We start from the raw sequence: 18,255 nt of genomic DNA on the forward strand, positions 1-18,255 counted from the left end.
TTCGTGACCGACTTCCCCGCCATCCGCCGTCGCGCCCTGATGGGCGCGCTGGGCGTCAGCGCCACCTTGCCCTGGCTGGGCCAGGTGACGCCGGCCCAGGCCGCCGCGAACGACCTCGTGGTCGGCGTGCCGGACAACCTGACCGGCCTCGATCCGGCCGATGTCAACGACACGCTGTCCCAGTCGGCCTGCCGCCTGATGCTGCAGGGGCTCTATGGCTTCGATCCGGAGATGAAGCTCATCCCCGTCCTGGCCGAGAGCTACACCGCCGATGACAGCGCGAAGGTCTTCACCTTCAGGCTGCGCCAGGGCATCTCCTTCCACGATGGCGCGCCCTTCGACGCCCAGGCGGTGAAGGTGAATTTCGAGCGTGTCGCCAACCCGGACAACAGGCTGAAGCGGCAGAGCCTGCTCGCCATGCTCGACCGGGTCGAGGTGGTGGACCCGCTGACCGCGCGCGTGATCCTGAAGGAGCCCTTCGGCGCCTTCGTGAACACCATCGCGCACCCTGCCGGCATGATGCTGAGCCCCAAGGCGATCGCGCAGTACGGCAAGGAGATCGGGCGCAACCCGGTCGGCACCGGCCCCTTCACCTTCGTGTCCTGGAACGCCGACACGCTGAAGGTGAAGAAGAACACCGGCTACTGGAAGCCCGGCCTGCCGAAGGTGGAGACGGTGACCTTCCGCTCCGTGCCCGAGAACGGCGCGCGCATCGCCATGCTGCAGACCGGCGAGGCGCAGTTCATCTATCCGCTGCCGCCCGAGATGGCCGCGGTGGTGCAACGCAGCCCGAATGTCGAGATCGTGGACAGCCCCTCGATCATCACGCGCTACGTCTCGATGAACTGCATGAAGAAGCCGTTCAGCGACGTGCGCGTGCGCCAGGCGCTGAACCATGCCGTGAACAAGGAAGCCTATACCAAGGTCGTCTATAACGGCTTCGCCCAGCCCCTCGATGCGCCGATCCCGCCGAAGTTGGGCTTCTACAGCCAGCAGGAGCCCTATGCCTACGACGTGGCCAAGGCGAAGCAGCTCCTGGCCGAGGCCGGCTATCCCAACGGCTTCGAGACGGAGATGTGGGCGCAGAACAACACGCTGGCGCAGCGGGGCGTGCAGTTCATGCAGCAGCAGCTCGCCGCCGTCGGGGTGAAGGTGAACGTCATGCCGATGGAGGCCGGCGTCCTGCAGAACCGCATCTGGTCGGTGCAGACGCCGGAGGAGGCGCAGATCCAGACCTATTACGGCGGCTGGTCCTCCTCGACCGGCGATGCCGACTGGGGCCTGCGCCCGCTGCTCTGGGGCCAGGGCTTCCCGCCCAAGCTCTACAACACGGCCTATTACAGCAATCCCGAGGTGGACAAGGCGCTGGAAGCCGCCATCGCCACCGCCGATCCGGAGAAGCGCGCGGCCCTGTACAAGGACGCCCAGGCGAGGATCTGGAAGGACGCGCCCTGGATCTTCCTCGGCGTGGAGAACGTGCTTTCGGCCAGGAGCAAGAAGCTGACCGGGATGTACCGCATCCCTGACGGCGGCCTGCTCATCGAGGAAGCGGCGCTCTCCTGATGCTCGGCTACGCCCTGCGCCGCCTGCTCGGCGCCGTGCCGGTTCTGGTCGCGGTGTCGATCTTCGTCTTCGCCTTCGTCCGCCTGCTGCCGGGCGATCCGGCGCGGCTGGTGGCCGGGCCGGATGCGACGGCGCAGGACGTGGCCCTGGTGCGGGAGGAGATGGGCCTCGACCGGCCCATCTGGGAACAGTACTTCCGCTACATGGGGGACACGCTGCGGGGCGATCTCGGCCGTTCCACCAAGACCAAGCGCCCGGTGCTGGAGGAGATCGGCGAGCGTTTCATGCCGACCTTCTGGCTGACGGTGGTGGCCATGGTCTGGGCCACGGCCGTCGGCGTGCTGATCGGCGTGGTCTCCGGCGTGAAGCGCAACCAGTGGCAGGACCGGCTGGGGATGGTCTTCGCCGTCTCCGGCATCTCCTTCCCCTCCTTCTGGCTCGGCCTGCTGCTGATCAACATCTTCTCGGTGCGGCTCGGCTGGCTGCCGACCGGCGGCTATGAGGGCTGGACCAGCTTCATCATGCCGGGCTTCACCCTGGGCACGACGGTGGCGGCGATCCTGGCACGCTTCTCGCGCTCCGCCTATGTCGAGGTGGCGTCGGAGGACTATGTCCGCACCGCCCGCATGAAGGGCGTGCCGGAGCGGCGCGTGGTCTGGCACCACACGCTGCGCAACGCACTGATCCCGGTGATCACCATGACCGGGCTCGAATTCGGCACGCTGCTCGGCGGCGCCATCGTGATCGAGACGGTCTTCGCCTGGCCCGGCCTGGGGCGGCTGCTGATCGACAGCGTCTCCTACCGCGACTATCCCGTGATCCAGGCGCTGATCCTGCTCTTCGCCCTGGAATTCGTCCTCATCAACCTCGTCGTGGACCAGCTCTACGCCGTGGTGAACCCGGAGATTCGCCTGAAATGAGCGACGCTCCCCTCGACGACATCGCCGGCACCGGTACGACGGCGCCGCTGGAGATCCAGTCCCCCTGGGGCGAGTTCTGGCGCCGCTTCCTGCGCCAGCGCGTGGCGCTGGTGGCGGGGCTGCTGATCCTGCTGGTGGTGCTGGCGGCCATCGCGGCGCCCTGGATCGCGCCCTACGACCCGGCGGAGCCCGACTACAACAACATCCTGGCCGGCCCTTCCGCCCTGCACTGGGCGGGCACGGATGCCTATGGGCGCGACATCTTCAGCCGCATCATCTGGGGGGCGCAGATCTCGCTCTCGGTCGGCTTCCTCTCGGTCATGCTGGGCGGCGTGCTCGGCGTGGCGCTGGGCCTCGTCAGCGGCTTCTTCGGCGGCTGGGTGGACAGCCTGGTGATGCGGCTCTGCGACGTGATGCTGGCCTTTCCCGGCATCCTCCTCGCCATCGCGGTGGTGGCCCTGCTGGGCCCCGGCGTGGCGAATGTCATCTATGCCGTGGCGGTGTTCAGCATCCCGATCTATGCCCGCGTGGTGCGCGGCAGCACGCTGGCGCTGAAGCAGACGCTCTATGTCCAGGCGGCACGCTCGATCGGCGTGAAGCGCTGGGCGCTGGTGATGCGGCACATCCTGCCCGGCACGCTGCCGGGGGTGATCGTCACCACCTCGCTGCGCATCGGCACCGCCATCCTGGTGGCGGCGGGGCTGAGCTTCCTGGGCCTGGGGGCGCAGCCGCCCTCGCCGGAATGGGGGGCGATGCTGGCGGACGGGCGCTCCTATCTCGGCGTGGCGGACCACCTGACCTTCTTCCCCGGGCTTGCCATCTTCCTGACGGTGCTGGCCTTCAATCTTTTGGGAGACGGGCTGCGCGACGCGCTGGACCAGAAGCTGCGCTGAGCCGGCCGGAGGCGGGGCTTATCCGCTGAAATTCCAGGCCCATCGCCCATCCATGGCGATGCGGCTTGCCAGAGGCTGCGGGTTTCGCCAGCATCCCGTGCAATGCCGCCATCGGTTGCGGGGGCCTGTCCCATCCGCCACAGACGGGTCAACGGCCCTTGCCGGAGTGGCGGGCGCAACCCTCGCCTCCTTCAACTGCTTGTGCAACAAGCCGTCACGTATCTCGGACGGAACGGATTCGGAGTGACTTGATGAGCACCAAGACCACGGAAAAGAAGCCGGCGGCCAAGAGCGACAAGCCGAACGCGCTGCAGCAGCCGCTCCAGCCCTCCCCCGAACTGGCCGCCGTCGTCGGTGAGGGCAAGCTGGCCCGTGGCGAGGTGGTGAGCAAGGTCTGGGAATACATCAAGGCCCATAACCTGCAGAACCCGAAGGACAAGCGCGAGATCCTGGCGGACGACAAGCTGAGCAAGGTCTTCGGCAAGGACAAGGTCACCATGTTCGAGATGAACAAGTACCTCGCCCAGCATCTGAAGTAAGACCGGGCTGCTGTTTCCGGCTCCTGGGGGCAAGGCTCTGCCTTCCCCTCAGACCCCCCATCCGCCAGGACCCGCGGGCCCTGGACCCCGTTCGCTGGCTCTTGCTGACGCCGGATCACGCCGGAGAGCCATGCTCTCCGGCGGCCGCGGGCGCCACCAGCGCGAAGAGGGTGCATTTTTCCTTTCGGGAGCGCCGCCGATCCACCTGCTCCCAGGGACAGCTCACAGACCGACGGCCACCACAGGCGCCCACGAAAGCCCGGGGTCCGGGGGAGACGGCGCCTCTCCCGGGGGCAAGCCGTAAGGTACCACGCCTCACGGGAGTGAGCCCGCCTCCTGCAACAGGAAGTCGCAGAACTGCACCACATGCGGGTCGCGGGCGGCGTCCGGCCCGGCGCGCAGGACGAAGGCCCAGCTGCCGGGCAGGGAGAGCGGCGCGAAGAGACGCAGCAGCCGCCCGGAGGCCAGTTCCGCATCCAGCAGCGGCGACCGCCCCAGTGCCAGCCCGGCCCCGGCCAGGGCGGCGCCGATCACCTGGTTGTAGCTGCTGAAGCGCAGAACATGCCCGGTGCCGGGCTTCTGGCCCAGGATGGGCATCCAGGTAGACCAGTTCTTCTCCGGGCTGTTGCCGTCCTCCTCCAGCAGGCTCCGGCACAGGAGTTCCTCCGGCGTGGCGATGGCGGCCAGGGCAGGGCTGCAGATGGGAAAGAACGTCTCGGCGAAGAGCAGCCGGTCCGGCGGCACCACCCGCCCGGTCCGGGCGCGCAGGATGGCGAGATCCAGCCCTTCCGCAGCCATGTCGGGCACATTCGATTCCACCGCGCGCATGTGCCACGCCACGCTGGGATGCAGCGCGGCGAAGCGGGCGAGGCGGGGGGCCAGCCAGAGCGAGGCGAAGGAGCCGTTGGCCGAGACCACGAGGTTCCGGCGCGCGTTCCCGGCCCTGTCGCGGATGGCACCGCAGGCGCTGGCAAGGCGGTCCAGCGTTTCCTCCACCACCAGCAGCAGTTCCCGCCCGGCATCGGTCGGCGCGGTGCGGCTATGGCCGCTGCCGTTGCGGGCGCGGCTCAGCAGGGGCGTGCCGAGCTGTTCCTCCAGTTGCCGGATCTGGTGGCTGATGGCGCTGGTGCTGACATGCAGCGTCTCGGCGGCGCGGACGAAGCTGCCCTCCCGCGCCACGGCGGCGAAGGCCCGCAGGGCGGGGAGAGAGGGCAGATGGGCGGTCATGGCCGTTCGAAATAGCTCAACTGCGGATGAAAAGCTTGCGTTTGCCGGGATGGCGCCGCCAGCCCAGCATCGGGCCGGACCACGCCTCGTGGTCGAAGGCTTCGAGGATTCGGCATGTATTTCGATGTGCGCCTTTGGCGCCTGACCAGGGGCCTGCGCCCCGGAATGCTGCTCGGCGTCATGCTGGGCCTGCTGGCGCTGGCGGCAGGCATCGCGCGCTTCGCCTTCCTCGGCGTGGCCCTGGCCCGGGTCTTCGCGGGGGAGGGGCTGGCCGGGGCCGCCTGGCCGCTGGCCGGGGCGGTGGTGGCGGTGCTGCTGCGCGGGGCCTTCGACCATGCCCGCACCGCCCTGGCGCACCGCACCGCCGCCGCGGTGCAGACGAAGCTGCGCGCCGCGCTCTTCGACCGCATCGCCGCCCTCGGCCCCGCCTGGTTCGCGGGGGAACGCACCGGTGGCGTCATGCTCTCGATGATCGACGGGGTGGAACAGCTCCAGACCTTCTTCGGCCAGTATCTGCCGCAACTCGCCATCGCCGCCTGTGCCCCGGTCGCCATCTTCCTCTTCATCGCCTGGTGGGACGTGCCGGTGGCAACGGTGCTGCTGGTGGCGGCACTGCTGACGCTGGTGCTGCCGGCCCTGGCGCATGGCTGGGACAAGCGGGCGGCGCTGGAGCGGCAGAAGGCCTTCAAGGCTTTCGGCGGTGAGTTCCTCGATGCGGTGCAGGGCCTGCCGACCCTGCAGGCCTTCGGGCAGAGCGCCGCCTATGGCCGGCAGCTCGCGGCGAAGGCGCGCGCCCTCTACGAGACCACCTTCCGCGTCCTCGGCCTTTCGGTGATGACACGCGGCATCACCGACACGGGCATGGCGCTGGGCTCGGCCATCGCGCTCATCCTCGGCGCGCACCGGGTCGCCAGCGGGGAGATGAGCCTGGAGGCGCTGCTGGTCGTGCTGATGGCCGGCACAGAGATCTTCCGCCCGCTGCGCGACCTGCGCTCCGTGCTGCACCAGGGCATGATCGGCCAGTCCGCCGCTGCCGGGCTGCACGCGCTGCTGGAGGCCGAGCCCGCCATCGCCCCGGGCGGGTCTGCGCTGCGGCTGGGCGAGACGGCGCCGGAGATCCGCTTCGAGGGCGTGCGCTTCGCCTATCCCGGCGGACGGCAGCCGGCGCATGACGGGCTGGACTTCACGATCCGTGGCGGGGAGCGCGTCGGCATCGTCGGCCCCAGCGGCGCCGGCAAGTCCTCGATCATCCGCCTGCTGCTGCGGCAGTTCGACCCGCAGGCGGGCCGCGTCCTGATCGGCGGGCAGGATGCTGCAACGCTGGACCCCGCCGGCATCGCCGCGCATGTGGCGATCGTGGCGCAGGACGCCACGCTCTTCCACGGCAGCATCGCCGAGAACCTGCGCCTGGGCCGCCCGGAGGCGACGCAGGCCGAACTGGAGGCCGCCTGCCGCGCCGCCAACGCGCATGACTTCATCCAGGCCCTGCCCGGCGGCTACGAAGCACGGATCGGCGAACGCGGCGCGCGGCTCTCCGGCGGGCAGCGGCAGCGCCTTGCCATCGCCCGCGCCCTGCTGCGCGACGCGCCGATCCTGATCCTGGACGAGGCGCTTTCCGCCGTGGATGCGGAGAACGAGGCGTTGATCCAGCAGGCGCTGGACCGGCTGATGCAGGGCCGCACCGTGCTGATCCTGGCGCACCGCCTGTCCAGCGTGATCGGCGCCGACCGCATCCTGGTCCTGTCCGCCGGAAGGGTGGCGGAAAGCGGCACCCATGCCGCGCTGATGCGCCAGGGCGGCATCTACCGCCAGCTCATGGGCGCCCAGGCGGAGGAACGCGGACAGGCGGCGCTCGCCGACGCGCTGCGCCCCGCCTCGGACAGCCGGGCGCCGGTGGAAAGCGAGGCGGCGCCGGAGCCGGAGGACCTCAACGCCGCCGCCGCCGCGATCGGCTGGGGCGAGACCCTGTCCAGCCTGATCCGCTACATCCGCCCCTGGCGCGGCAAGATGACGCTCACCGTGCTCTTCGGCATCGGCCGTGTCGCCGCCTTCATCGGCGTCGGCGTGCTGGGTGCGCTGCTGATCGCGGCGCTGCGGAACGGGGAGCCGGTAACGGGCCTCGCCATCGCCCTGCTCGTCGCCGCGCCGGTGGCGGGCGGACTGCACTGGCTGGAATCCTGGCTGGCGCATGACATGGCCTATCGCCTCCTAGCCGAGATGCGGATCGCACTCTTCGACCGCCTCGACGCCCTCGGCCCGGCCTATCTGCTGCGGCGGCGGACGGGCGACCTCGTCTCCCTCGCCACCACGGATGTCGAGACGGTGGAGTATTTCTACGCCCATACCGTGGCCCCGGCGGTGGTGGCGGTGCTGGTGCCGCTGACCGTGCTCGGCGTGCTGGCCTGGGCCGCCTGGCCCCTGGCCGTCGCCCTGCTGCCGTTCCTCCTCTATGCCGGACTGGCGCCCACCCTGGCGCGGCGGCGCATCGACCGCCTGGGGGCGGAATCCCGCGCCGCGCTGGGCGAGCTCGGCGCGCATGTGACGGAGACCATCCAGGGCCTGGGCGACCTGCTGGCCTTCCAGGCCGTGGGCGCGCGGCGCGAGGCCTTCCTCACCCGCGTGGCGGCCTATCAGGACCGGCGCCTTTCCCTGATGCAGGACCAGTCCCGCGCCGCGGCGGCGCTGGATGTCGCGACCGGCCTGGGCGGGCTCGCGGTCGGTGCCGCGGGTGCGGCCCTGGCCACTTCCGGCCGGCTCGACGCATCGCTGCTGCCGATGCTGATCCTGCTCGCCATCGCCGCCTTCCTGCCGGTCTCCGAGATCGCCCAGGTCGGACGGCAACTCGCCGACACCATCGCCTCCACCCGCCGGCTGCGGGTGGTGGAGCGCGAGGTGCCGGCGGTGGCCGGCGGCACGGTGGAACCCTCCACCCCCCAGGGCGGGTCGGAAGTCGCGTTCGAGGCGGTGGGCTTCACCTATCCCGGCCGCAGCCGCCCGGCCCTGACCGGTCTGGACCTCACCCTGCCCGCCGGGCGCACCGCAGCGCTGGTCGGCCCCTCCGGCGCCGGCAAGTCCACTGTGGCCAGCCTGCTGCTGCGCTTCTGGGATCCGCAGGAGGGGCGCATCCTGCTGGATGGCACCGACCTGCGGGAGCTGACGCTGGACGGGCTGCGCCGCCATGTCGCCCTGGTGGCGCAGGACACCTACCTGTTCAACGACACGCTGGAGGCCAATATCCGCCTCGCCCGGCCCGAGGCCAGCGCGGCGGAACTGCATCGCGCGGTGGAGCAGGCGGCGCTGGCGGATTTCGTCGCGGGGCTGCCCCAGGGCCTCGCCACGCCGGTCGGGGAGCGCGGGGTGCAGCTTTCCGGCGGGCAGCGCCAGCGCATCGCCATCGCCCGTGCCTTCCTGAAGGATGCGCCGGTCCTGGTGCTGGACGAGGCGACCTCGCATCTCGACGCCATCAGCGAGGCCCAGGTGCGGGCGGCGCTGGAAGCGTTGATGCGGGACCGGACGGTGCTGGTGATCGCCCATCGCCTTTCCACCATCCGTAACGCCGATACCATCCTGGTGATGCAGGGCGGGCAGGTGGTGGAAGCCGGCAACCATGCGGCACTTCTGGCGCGGCAGGGCGCCTATGCGCGGCTGGTGTCCTGGCAGATGGATGCGGTGGCGGGGTGAGGCCCGTGGCGCTTCGTGGCCGGCCCCGGGGGAGGCTCTGCCTGTCCCCGGAACCCCCTCCGCTGGGGAGATCGTATCTCCCCAGGCTCCGCCTTTCGTTGGCGCCGGGTGGCAAGGTCGGCATGCGGCCCGATCCCGGGGAGCAAGCGGGTCGGTAGGGTTCTCAAAAGAACAGAAATACCCCATCCGCGCTGGCGGTGCCCGCGAGTGCCAGCGAACCGGGTCCAGCGACTGTCTTGGAAGTCAAGCGTGAAGGCTGTTCCAGGGAGTGTTGGACCTGGCGATGGCGTTGAGGATGGTGAGGAGGCGTCGGATGAGGGCGGTGAGGGCGAGCTTTGTGGGTTTGCCGGCGGCGAGCATGCGCTGGTAGGTGCGGCGCAGGGTGGGGTTGAAACGGCTGGCGACGAGGGCGGCCATGTAGAGGGTGGCGCGCAGGCTGGCGCGTCCGCCGCGGATATGGCGTGTGCCGCGCAGGCAGCCGCTGTCGCGGTTGAAGGGGGCGACGCCGACGAGGGAGGCGATGCGGTGGCGGTCGAGCTGGCCGAGTTCGGGCAGTTCGGCGAGCAGGGTGCGGGCGGTGGTGGGGCCGATGCCGGGCACGCTCTCGAGCAGGCGGGCGCGGTCGTCCCAGGCGGGGGTGTCGCGGACGAGCTGGGCGAGTTCGCTGTCGGTGCCGCTCAGCTCGTGGCGCAGCCAGGCGAGATGGGCCTCGAGGCGGGCGCGCAGGGGCCTGGCGCGGGCGGTGGTCAGGCGGGCCTGCTCGGCGCGGATCATCCCGACGAGCTGGCGGCGGCGGGCGACGAGTTCGGCCAGCGCGCGGGTGGCCTCGTCGGGCAGCGGGCGCGGCTCGGGGCGGACGCGCTCGGCAAAGAGGGCCAGGATCTCGGCATCGAGCCGGTCGGTCTTGGCCAGCCGGCCCAGGGCGCGGGCGAAGTCGCGGGTCTGGCGCGGATTGACGCGCACCACCGGCAGGCCGGCCTCGTGCAGCAGGGCCACCAGGGTGGCCTCGTGGCCGCCGCTGGCCTCGATCACGATACGCGTGGGCGCGGCCTGGAGCAGGGCATCGAGCAGCTTGCCATAGCCCTGGGGGTTGCCGGGCAGGGTCAGGCGCTGCACCCGCTCCCGCGGGGCGGCGCCCGGGCGATGAAAACAGGCATCGAAGCGGGCCTTGGCGACGTCGATGCCGACAAAAAGGGGCGCGCTGGCGTCCATGGGCGTTCTCCGGAGCGGCCCGTCCTTGCATGCGGGGTCACAGGAGACCTTGCCGTGGCGGAGCCACGGCAAAGGACCGCGCGCCCCAGGCGACTGTTCGGGCTTTGCGGGACAAGGCGCCCGGCCCCCGCGCTGGACCACGGGCTCGGACCCAAGGGCTCATCGGGGTACCGGGCGCACGCCCAGTCTCCTGGACGCATCACCCAAGATGCAAGGGCGCCCCATGGGACCCTTGGGCGTCCTGGCGGATAAGGGGGGCCGGGGCGAGGGGCAGGGCCTCTCCCCCGGGGCGGGCCGAAACGCGCCACGCCGGAACACGCACCAGCCGGGGCGGTCAGGAAAGACCGCCACCTGCATCAGACATCCGGCATTCCGAGGAGCACGGCGCGGCGGGCCATGGCGAGGGCGCCGGCACGGGAGCGGGCAGCGCCGATGAAGCGTCGGACGTGGACGAAGACGGCATCGGGCACGCCGGAAGCCTCGGCGAGGTCCTTGTCCTGCAGGCCGGCCCAGGATTCGGGGAGGGGGAGGCGCTGGGCGAAGGATTTCGGCTCGGGCGGCATGGTGTCCACCATCCAGTTGCCGTTGTTCACCGGATAGATGGCGTAGAGCACCGGCAGGTCATGCTGGAAGACGGCGCTCTTCCAGGGCATGCGGCGACTGAGTTCCAGGATGCGCCGGTCGGCCGAGGCGGTGTGCGCCGCCACGACCTGGGCATCGGCGACCAGGCGCGCGCGCTGGGCCTCCACCCGGCGGCGCAGCACCGCCTCGACCAGGGCGACGGCCTCCAGGAAGGCGGCGTCCTCGGCGGCCTGATCCTCCGCACCCGGCGCGTCCCAGGCCAGGTTGCAGTCGCCGACCAGGCTGGCGAGATCCATGCTGCCGCGCGAGGTGGCGACGCCGTTGTCCACCTCGTCGATGAAGCGGACCATGGAGGCGTCGAGGTCCGCCGCGATGGCCGTGGCGAAACCGGCATCCTCCGGCCGCAGCAGGGCGCGCACCGCCGCTTCCCCATGCGTCTGCCAGACCAGCCCGGCGGAGCTGAAGGGTGTGCCGTCCGGGCGCGTCGGGGCACCGCGCTGGTGGTGGTCGAAGCGCTGCGTCGCCACGTCATGGACCAGCCCCACATCCCAGACCACATCGCCGCCGGTGATGCGATCGGCGTCGCGGGTGCGCAGCAGGACATGGTCCCGCCCAGGGGCATGCAACCCCAGGGCGAGGCGCAGCGCGACATAGGCGAAGGCCTCGTCGCAATGGAAGCTGCCGCTATGGGTGACGAGGAGGGGGAGGCGGGGTTCGGACATGCGGGCTCTGTAGCCGCCCTGGATCAGCCGCGGCAGGGGTCGATCCGTCTTTCCGGCCATGCCGGGGAAACGCCCTGCGGACCGCTTCGGGATGGGGTCCTGCCGCCACGGCGTGTCCTGGGCTCACCAGCCGGAAGCCCTGGAATGGGTCCGGGCGGCCCTCCACCGGCATGTCGCGGGAAAGTGACGGCGGTCCGAAACAGGCCGCGTGCCGTTTTCCCAGAGCTTCTCTCGATTCTTTCGCAAATGTACGAAATTTGTTAAAAAATCTGGATATTGATCTGCATGAGAGGCGGTTTATAGCATCAGGCACAGTCCTGCGTCAAAAAATTCAACCAGGGGTTGCCAGAATGGGTTTCGTCCAGAGCCCTAGCCATGCCTTCCCGAATCCAGCCGCCAACCCTGTTTCCATCGGCGCAGCACAGTCCCGGCTTTCCCGCCCCTGGGGTCACAGCCGGTTCCGCCGGTGGCTAGGCAAGGGCTGGCAGCACGGCCTCAGCCTGCCCTCCGGCCTCGCCGCCCGTGCCCTGCGCCTGCCCTGGCCCGACCGCTTCGTGGAGGGGGCGCTGGCCAGGGCACGGACCGCCCATCTGCCTTATCTTCCCACGCTGACCGCGCCGGATGCGGCCCTCCTCCGGAGCCTGCTGCGGGACGGCGTCTGTGTCACCTCGCTGGAGGAGCTGGGGCTGCCGGGCACGGCGGCGATGCTGGCCAGCGCCACATCCCTGACCGAACGGCTCGCGGCACGGCGCCACCATCCCGACCACGCGCATCGCCACACCATCACCGCCACGGCGCAGGATCTGCTGGACTTCCCGGCGATCCTGGAATGGGGGCTTGGCACGCGGCTACTGGACCTGGTGGAGAACTATCTGGGCCTTCCCGTGGCCTATGATGGGCCGGACCACTTCTACAGCCCCGCCGATGGGCGCGAGGCCGGGCCGCGCATCTGGCACCGCGACCGCGAGGACCGGCGCATGCTGAAGATCGCCGTCTATATCAGCGATGTCGGCCCCCAGGATGGCCCCTTCGAGATCGTCCGCCCCTGTTTCCGCGACGCCCTGGGCGGGCCTGGGCAGGCCGCCCTCCTGCCTCAGGCGGAGCTGGAGCGCCGGATCGGCCCGGGGAACATGGAAAAGGCGATCCGCACCTGCACCGGCCGCCGTGGCACGGTGGTGATCGCGGAGACGGCGGAGAACTATCATCGCGGCCGGCCGCCGGTGCGTGGCGACCGTTCGGCCCTCTATTACGGCTACTTCTCCCGCGTCACGCCGACGCCCTTCTTCTGCGAGCGCTCGCCGCTCAGCCGTGGGCAGATCGCGCGGATCGCCGCCGGCCTGCCGGAGCGCCAGCACGATGCGCTGCTCTGGCGCCGTTTCCTGCCTGCCTGGAAGCGGATCGTTCCGACCAACCGCCTGCGGGTCTGAGTTCGCGGGGGGCCGTGAAGATTAAAATCTGTACATGATAATGAATTGCATTCTTATCATGGCATAATCCGGCGACACCGAGCCTGGCAGGTCACGCCTTCCCATGCTTCCCCCTGCCTCTGCGAGGCCTCTGCCTCGCAGAGGCGCCGATTCCATTTTGCCGGGTCCGACCACACGACCATGCTTGTTCCGTTCCTCATCATGTTCCGGGAAGGGCTGGAAGCCGCCCTGATCATCGGCCTCATCGCCGGCTATCTCGGCCGCACCGGGCGCCGGGAGTGGCTGCCCCTGGTCTGGCTGGGGATCGGAGCCGGCGTGCTGGTCAGCCTCGGGGCCGGCCTTGCCCTGGAACTGCTGAGCACCGAATTCCCGCAGCGCGGGCAGGAGATCTTCGAAGCCGTGGTGGGGCTGGCCGCCGTCGGCATGCTCACTGCCATGGTCTTCTGGATGAAGCGGGCCGCCCGGTCGGTGAAGGCGGAGATGCAGGACCGCATCGATACCGCGCTGATGGGGGAGAGGCGGGGCCTCGCGCTTCTGGCCATGGTCTTTCTGGCGGTGGCGCGGGAGGGGCTGGAGGCGGCGGTCTTCCTGCTCGCCGTCATGCGGCAGAGCCCGGGACTGGCCGCGCCCATCGGCGCCCTGGCCGGGCTGCTGCTTGCCGTCGTGGTGGGCGCCGCCATCACCTGGGGCGGGCTGCGGCTGGACCTGCGGCGCTTCTTCCGGTGGAGCGGCGTGCTGATCCTGCTGGTGGCGGCCGGACTCCTGGCGGGGTCGCTGCGCGCGCTGCACGAGGCCGGGCTGTGGAACGGGCTCCAGGCCACGGTCTTCGACCTTAGCGATATCCTGCCCGCCGATGGCGTCGCGGGATCGGTGCTGGCGGGGATTTTCGGCTACAGCGATCGCCCGGCCCTGGGGGAGGTGCTGGTCTATCTGGCCTTCCTCGCCATCACCCTGCCGCTCTTCCTGCGGCCGGTCCCTGCTGGCGCCGCCCCTGCTGCCCCCGCCTTGGCCTCGCCGGGGCGGCAGAAGGTGACGGCGGGCGAAGCGCCGGCGCCGCCTCGCCTCCGGCCCGCGCTGGGCCTCCTGGCCCTGCTGGTCCTGGCGGTGCTGGGCCTGGGTGCCACCGCGCTGCGGCTGGAGCGCCGCGAGGCCGGCGCAGGGGAGGCGAGCAGCGTCACCGTGGCCATCACGGAGCGGGGCTGTGACCCCGGCGAACTCACCGTGCCCGCCGGGCGCACCGTCTTCCGGATCGTCAACCGCAGCGAACGCGTTCTGGAATGGGAGATCCTGGATGGCGTGATGGTGCTGGAGGAGCGGGAGAACATCGCCCCTGGCCTGACCCAGGGCCTGACGGCCCGTCTGGAGCCCGGCACCTATGCCATCACCTGCGGCCGCATCAGCAATCCACGTGGCAGGCTGACCGTCCTGCCGGCTGCTGCCGCCACGCCCTGGCGCCCGGAGCCGCGCGACCTGCTGGCCCCCATGGCCGAGTACAAGGTCCATGTCACCCTCCAGGCCATGACCCTGAAGGAAGCCGTGGAGGATCTGGACGATGCTCTGGAGAAGGGCGACGCGGCTCAGGCCATGCGTCTCCTCGCCGAGGCAGGCCAGGCCCGCGACCAGATCCTGCCCGCCCTCCAGCTCCTGCCCGGGGCCGGGACGGATCTGGCCTCGGTGACGGATGGCCTCGCCCGCCTGTCGGCCCTGATACCGGATGCCGGATCGGGCCATGGCGCTGTCCCACGTGAAACATTGGCGCGCCTGCGGTCGGACAGCGAAGGGCTGGCCGACCGGATCAGCGAGGCCCGGATCACTCCCGCGGCCATGGCGGAGGGAGCGTCACGGCTGTTGCAGGAGAAGGAACCCGCCACGCCCGCCATGCTGGATGGCGTCGGGCGCGTCGTCTCCCTGCTGCGGCCGCTTGGCACCCGCCTGGACCCGGAGCTCCAGTCCCGGCTCGACCGCTCGCTCAAGGCGGCGGGAGAAGGGGACAGGAGCGCCTTTCCCGTCCTGGCCGCGGATCTCGACAGGCTGGGCCGGCAACTGGAGGCCAACTAGCATGCCCTTCCACGCAGGCCGGGCGGAACCGGCATGACACGGAATTCCTGCCCCTTCGCCGCCGGGCGGCGCGGCCTGCTGCTGGGCCTGGCGGGCGGCGCCGGCCTCGCGACCACGGCCGCGGCGGCGCCCCTGATGCAGGAGCCGCCGGGACGCGATGCGGCCGAGGCGCGGCAGGCCATCGCCTTCCACGGCCCGAACCAGCCGGGCATCCTCAACCCGCCGCCCGCCGCCGGCATGGTCGCTGCCTTCGATGTCCTGGCGACCGACCGGGCGGGGCTGGACCGGCTCTTCCGCCTGCTGACCGGGCGGATCGCCTTCCTGATGGCCGGGGGCACACCGCCGGAGGCCGATCCGCGCTTCCCGCCGGCGGATTCCGGCATCCTCGGGCCGGTGATCGTCCCGGACGGGCTGACTGTTACCGTGGCGGTGGGGGCCTCGCTCTTCGATGGGCGCTATGGCCTCGCCGCGCTGAAGCCCGCCCATCTCGAAACGATGCGCCGCTTTCCCAATGACGCGCTGGAACGCGACTGGTGCCATGGCGACCTGCTGCTGCAGTTCTGCGCCAATACCCCCCAGAGCACGATCCACGCGCTGCGCGACATCATCAAGGTCACGCCGGACCTGCTGCGCCTGCGCTGGAGGCTCGACGGCACGCTGCCGCCCGCCGCCGATGGCAAGGCCACCCGCCAGACGCCCCGCAACCTGCTGGGCTTCAAGGACGGCATCGCCAATCTCGACCCTACCGACGCGGGGCTGATGGAGCGTCATGTCTGGGTGGGGGCGGAGGATGGTGAACCCGCCTGGGCCCGGGGCGGCAGCTACCAGGTGGTGCGGATCATCCGGAACTTCGTGGAACGCTGGGACCGCACCCCGCTCCAGGAGCAGCAGCAGATCTTCGGCCGCGACAAGCGGGAGGGCGCGCCGCTCGGCATGGAGCGGGAGCACGACATCCCCGACTACGCCGCCGATCCCGAGGGGCAGCGCATCCCCCTCGATGCCCATATCCGGCTGGCCAATCCCCGCACCCCGGACACGGCGGACAGCCTGATCCTGCGGCGGCCCTTCAACTACGACCGCGGGGTCACGCGCGCCGGGCAGCTCGACATGGGGCTGCTCTTCATCTGCTTCCAGCGCAACCTCCGGCGCGGCTTCATCGCCGTGCAGGAGCGCCTGAACGGCGAGCCGCTGGAGGAGTACATCAAGCCCACCGGCGGCGGGTACTTCTTCGCCCTGCCCGGCGTGCCGGCCCCCGGTCGGTATCTCGGCCAGGGGCTGATCGAAGCCGCCTGACGCCCCCATCCCTCCTTCATCCAGCACGAGGACGCCAGACCCATGCCAACCATCGCCGACCTCACCCGGCGCCGCCTTCTCGCCACGGCCACGGCGCTGGCGCTTCCCCTGGCCATGCCCGGCCTGACACGCTTCGCACAGGCGGCGGCACCGGCCTCGCCGCTCGACCTCGCCGAGCCGATCGCGCAGTACAAGATCTATGTGCTGGGCGAGGTCCGGCAGCTCGTGCGGCAGACGCGCAGCTTCACCGATGCGATCAAGGCCGGCGACCTCGCCAAGGCCCGAGCCCTCTATGCGCCGACGCGGGTGCATTACGAGCGCATCGAGCCGATCGCGGAGCTTTTCGACGATCTCGACAAGAGCATCGATTCCCGCGCCGACGACCATGACGAAGGCGAGAAGGACGCGGGCTTCACCGGCTTCCACCGCCTGGAATACGGGCTCTTCGCGAAGAACTCGACCGAGGGCCTCGCCCCCATCGCCGACAAGCTGCTCGCCGATGTGCAGGAGCTGGAGACCCGCATCCGTGGCCTGACCACCCCGCCGGAGAAGGTGGTGGGCGGCGCCGCGACGCTGATCGAGGAAGTGGCCGCGACCAAGATTTCCGGCGAAGAGGACCGCTACAGCGGCACCGATCTCTGGGACTTCAACGCCAATGTCGAAGGCGCCCGCAAGATCGTGGAACTACTGACGCCCCAGTTGAAGAAGGCCGACCCCGCCCTGCTGTCCAAGGTCGATGCCAACTTCAGGCAGGTGGAAGCCATCCTGGCCAAGTACCGCACCAAGGATGGCGGCTTCGAGAACTACGAGAAGCTCACCCCCGCCGACCGCAACGCCCTCCAGGCCCCCATCACCACCCTGGCCGAGGACCTCTCCCGCCTTCGCGGTACGCTCGGTCTGGGGTGATCAGGCCGGGGCCAGAGGGGCTCTGCCCCTCTGGACACCCCGCCAAGGGACGTTAGTCCCTTGGAACCCTATGAGCGCTCCGCGAGGAGGGGGTGATGGCCGCCGTCGTACCAATGGCGACCGGCATCCCGATCCCCCTCCTCGCGGAGCGCTCATGGCGGGGTCTCGGGGGGATACTATCCCCCTGAGCGGAGGGTCCGGGAGGCAGAGCCTCCCGGTCCAAAGGCCCGATCAACTCAGCCCGCGACCGCCAGGGCCGGGCGGCGCTGCAGGGCCTCGGGGTTGACGATGACGTCGGCGGGCAGGCGGTTGTTGAAGCAGTCGAGCACGCTCTGGGCCGCCGACATGGCCATGCGGCGGGTGCCTTCCTGGCTGCTGGCGGCCGTGTGGGGCGAGAAGATGCAGTTCGGCGCGTCCAGCAGCGCATTGGCGGCCGAGACGGGTTCGTCATAGAGCACGTCGAGGCCGGCCATGGCGACCTGGCCGCTGCGCAGTGCCTCGGCCAGGGCCGCTTCCTCCACCAGCTTGCCGCGCGCGGCATTGATGAAGAAGGCGCCGCGCTTCATGGCGCCGAGGAAGTCGGCATTCACTAGGCCCCGCGTCTCGGCAGAGGAGGGGCAATGCAGCGTGACGATATCCGCCACGGCCAGCCCGGCCTTCAGGTCCACCACCGCCTCGTAGCCCGAGCCACGGATGGTGCCGACGGGGATGAAGGGGTCATAGACCAGGACATTCAGGCCGAAGGCGGCGCAGAGCCGCGCCACGCGCGTGCCGATGCGGCCGAAGCCCAGGATCAGCACGGTGCGCCCGGCGATGTCATGCGTCGGCAGTTCCGGCACCACGCCCCAGTTCAGGTCGCGCACCCGGGCATCGTACTGCACCGTGCGGCGGGCGCAGGCGAGCATCAGCATCATCGTGTGCTCGGCCACGCTGCCGGCATTGGCCTCGGGCGTGATGGTGACCACCACGCCGCGTTCGGTCATGCCGGGGATGTCGATCAGATCGTAGCCCACGCCGTGGCGGGCCACGATCTTCAGCCCCGGCGCCTGTGCCGCCATGGCGCCATCGACCACGTTGGTGCGGACGATGATGCCGTTGGCGCGCGGCAGCGCCACGTCCATGGCCTCCTTCGTCAGCTTGTGGACGACCTCCACGGTGACGCCCGGCGCCGCTTCCAGCAGCGCGATGGCATCGTCGTGGATCGGGCGCATGATCAGCACATGGGGCATCTG

At 70.5% G+C, this 18,255-nt stretch carries 13 protein-coding genes; 9 read left to right on the forward strand and 4 right to left on the reverse strand.

Annotated elements, in window-relative coordinates; genetic code table 11:
- Window positions 1-3: 3 nt before the first annotated feature.
- The 4 genes from gsiB to MVG78_RS03430 all read left to right on the forward strand — a co-directional run bounded on the left by gsiB (window position 4) and on the right by MVG78_RS03430 (window position 3,915).
- Window positions 4-1,563, forward strand: a complete 1,560-nt coding sequence (gsiB, locus tag MVG78_RS03415) for a glutathione ABC transporter substrate-binding protein GsiB (RefSeq protein ID WP_247558200.1) — start codon at window positions 4-6, stop codon at window positions 1,561-1,563.
- Complete coding sequence (gene gsiC / locus MVG78_RS03420; RefSeq protein WP_247558202.1) at window positions 1,563-2,483, forward strand: glutathione ABC transporter permease GsiC; 921 nt, start codon at window positions 1,563-1,565, stop codon at window positions 2,481-2,483. The genes gsiB and gsiC overlap by 1 nt, the downstream gene beginning before the upstream one ends.
- A complete protein-coding gene (locus MVG78_RS03425; protein WP_247558204.1) occupies window positions 2,480-3,376 on the forward strand; it encodes an ABC transporter permease subunit in 897 nt (298 codons plus the stop codon). The genes gsiC and MVG78_RS03425 overlap by 4 nt, the downstream gene beginning before the upstream one ends.
- Window positions 3,377-3,627: 251 nt before the next feature.
- On the forward strand, window positions 3,628-3,915 hold the full coding sequence (locus MVG78_RS03430; protein WP_247558207.1) for an SWIB/MDM2 domain-containing protein: 288 nt from the start codon (window positions 3,628-3,630) through the stop codon (window positions 3,913-3,915).
- 315 nt (window positions 3,916-4,230) lie between these two features.
- Here the strand turns inward: MVG78_RS03430 and MVG78_RS03435 are convergent, their stop codons facing one another.
- Complete coding sequence (locus MVG78_RS03435) at window positions 4,231-5,142, reverse strand: LysR substrate-binding domain-containing protein (protein WP_247558209.1); 912 nt, start codon at window positions 5,140-5,142, stop codon at window positions 4,231-4,233.
- A 114-nt stretch (window positions 5,143-5,256) separates the two neighbouring features.
- Here MVG78_RS03435 and MVG78_RS03440 point away from each other — a divergent pair, with 114 nt between their 5' ends.
- The gene (locus tag MVG78_RS03440) at window positions 5,257-8,823 is read left to right on the forward strand and encodes an ABC transporter ATP-binding protein (RefSeq protein ID WP_247558211.1); all 3,567 of its coding nucleotides are present in this window, start codon (window positions 5,257-5,259) and stop codon (window positions 8,821-8,823) included.
- A gap of 243 nt (window positions 8,824-9,066) precedes the next feature.
- On the opposite strand, the gene MVG78_RS03445 is transcribed toward MVG78_RS03440, so the two are convergent.
- Window positions 9,067-10,035 carry an IS110 family RNA-guided transposase gene (locus MVG78_RS03445; protein ID WP_247558213.1) on the reverse strand — a complete coding sequence of 323 codons (969 nt, stop codon included), beginning with the start codon at window positions 10,033-10,035 and terminating at the stop codon, window positions 9,067-9,069.
- Window positions 10,036-10,391: 356 nt separating this feature from the next.
- The gene (locus MVG78_RS03450; protein ID WP_247558215.1) at window positions 10,392-11,339 is read right to left on the reverse strand and encodes an MYG1 family protein; all 948 of its coding nucleotides are present in this window, start codon (window positions 11,337-11,339) and stop codon (window positions 10,392-10,394) included.
- A 350-nt stretch (window positions 11,340-11,689) separates the two neighbouring features.
- On the opposite strand from MVG78_RS03450, the gene MVG78_RS03455 reads away from it, so the two are divergent.
- From MVG78_RS03455 to efeO, 4 genes are all read left to right on the forward strand, one after another.
- Window positions 11,690-12,766, forward strand: coding sequence for a hypothetical protein (locus tag MVG78_RS03455; RefSeq protein WP_247558217.1), 1,077 nt, complete (start codon window positions 11,690-11,692; stop codon window positions 12,764-12,766).
- A 180-nt stretch (window positions 12,767-12,946) separates the two neighbouring features.
- Complete coding sequence (efeU, locus tag MVG78_RS03460; protein ID WP_247558219.1) at window positions 12,947-14,824, forward strand: iron uptake transporter permease EfeU; 1,878 nt, start codon at window positions 12,947-12,949, stop codon at window positions 14,822-14,824.
- A gap of 33 nt (window positions 14,825-14,857) precedes the next feature.
- A complete protein-coding gene (gene efeB, locus MVG78_RS03465) occupies window positions 14,858-16,117 on the forward strand; it encodes an iron uptake transporter deferrochelatase/peroxidase subunit (RefSeq protein WP_247558221.1) in 1,260 nt (419 codons plus the stop codon).
- Window positions 16,118-16,159: 42 nt separating this feature from the next.
- Entirely contained in the window at window positions 16,160-17,023 is an 864-nt protein-coding gene (gene efeO / locus MVG78_RS03470; protein WP_282615045.1) for an iron uptake system protein EfeO, read from the forward strand.
- A 236-nt stretch (window positions 17,024-17,259) separates the two neighbouring features.
- On the opposite strand, the gene MVG78_RS03475 is transcribed toward efeO, so the two are convergent.
- Complete coding sequence (locus MVG78_RS03475; protein WP_247558222.1) at window positions 17,260-18,252, reverse strand: hydroxyacid dehydrogenase; 993 nt, start codon at window positions 18,250-18,252, stop codon at window positions 17,260-17,262.
- Between the last annotated feature and the right edge of the window lie 3 nt (window positions 18,253-18,255).

This window comes from Roseomonas gilardii subsp. gilardii (assembly GCF_023078375.1).
GTDB lineage: Bacteria > Pseudomonadota > Alphaproteobacteria > Acetobacterales > Acetobacteraceae > Roseomonas > Roseomonas gilardii.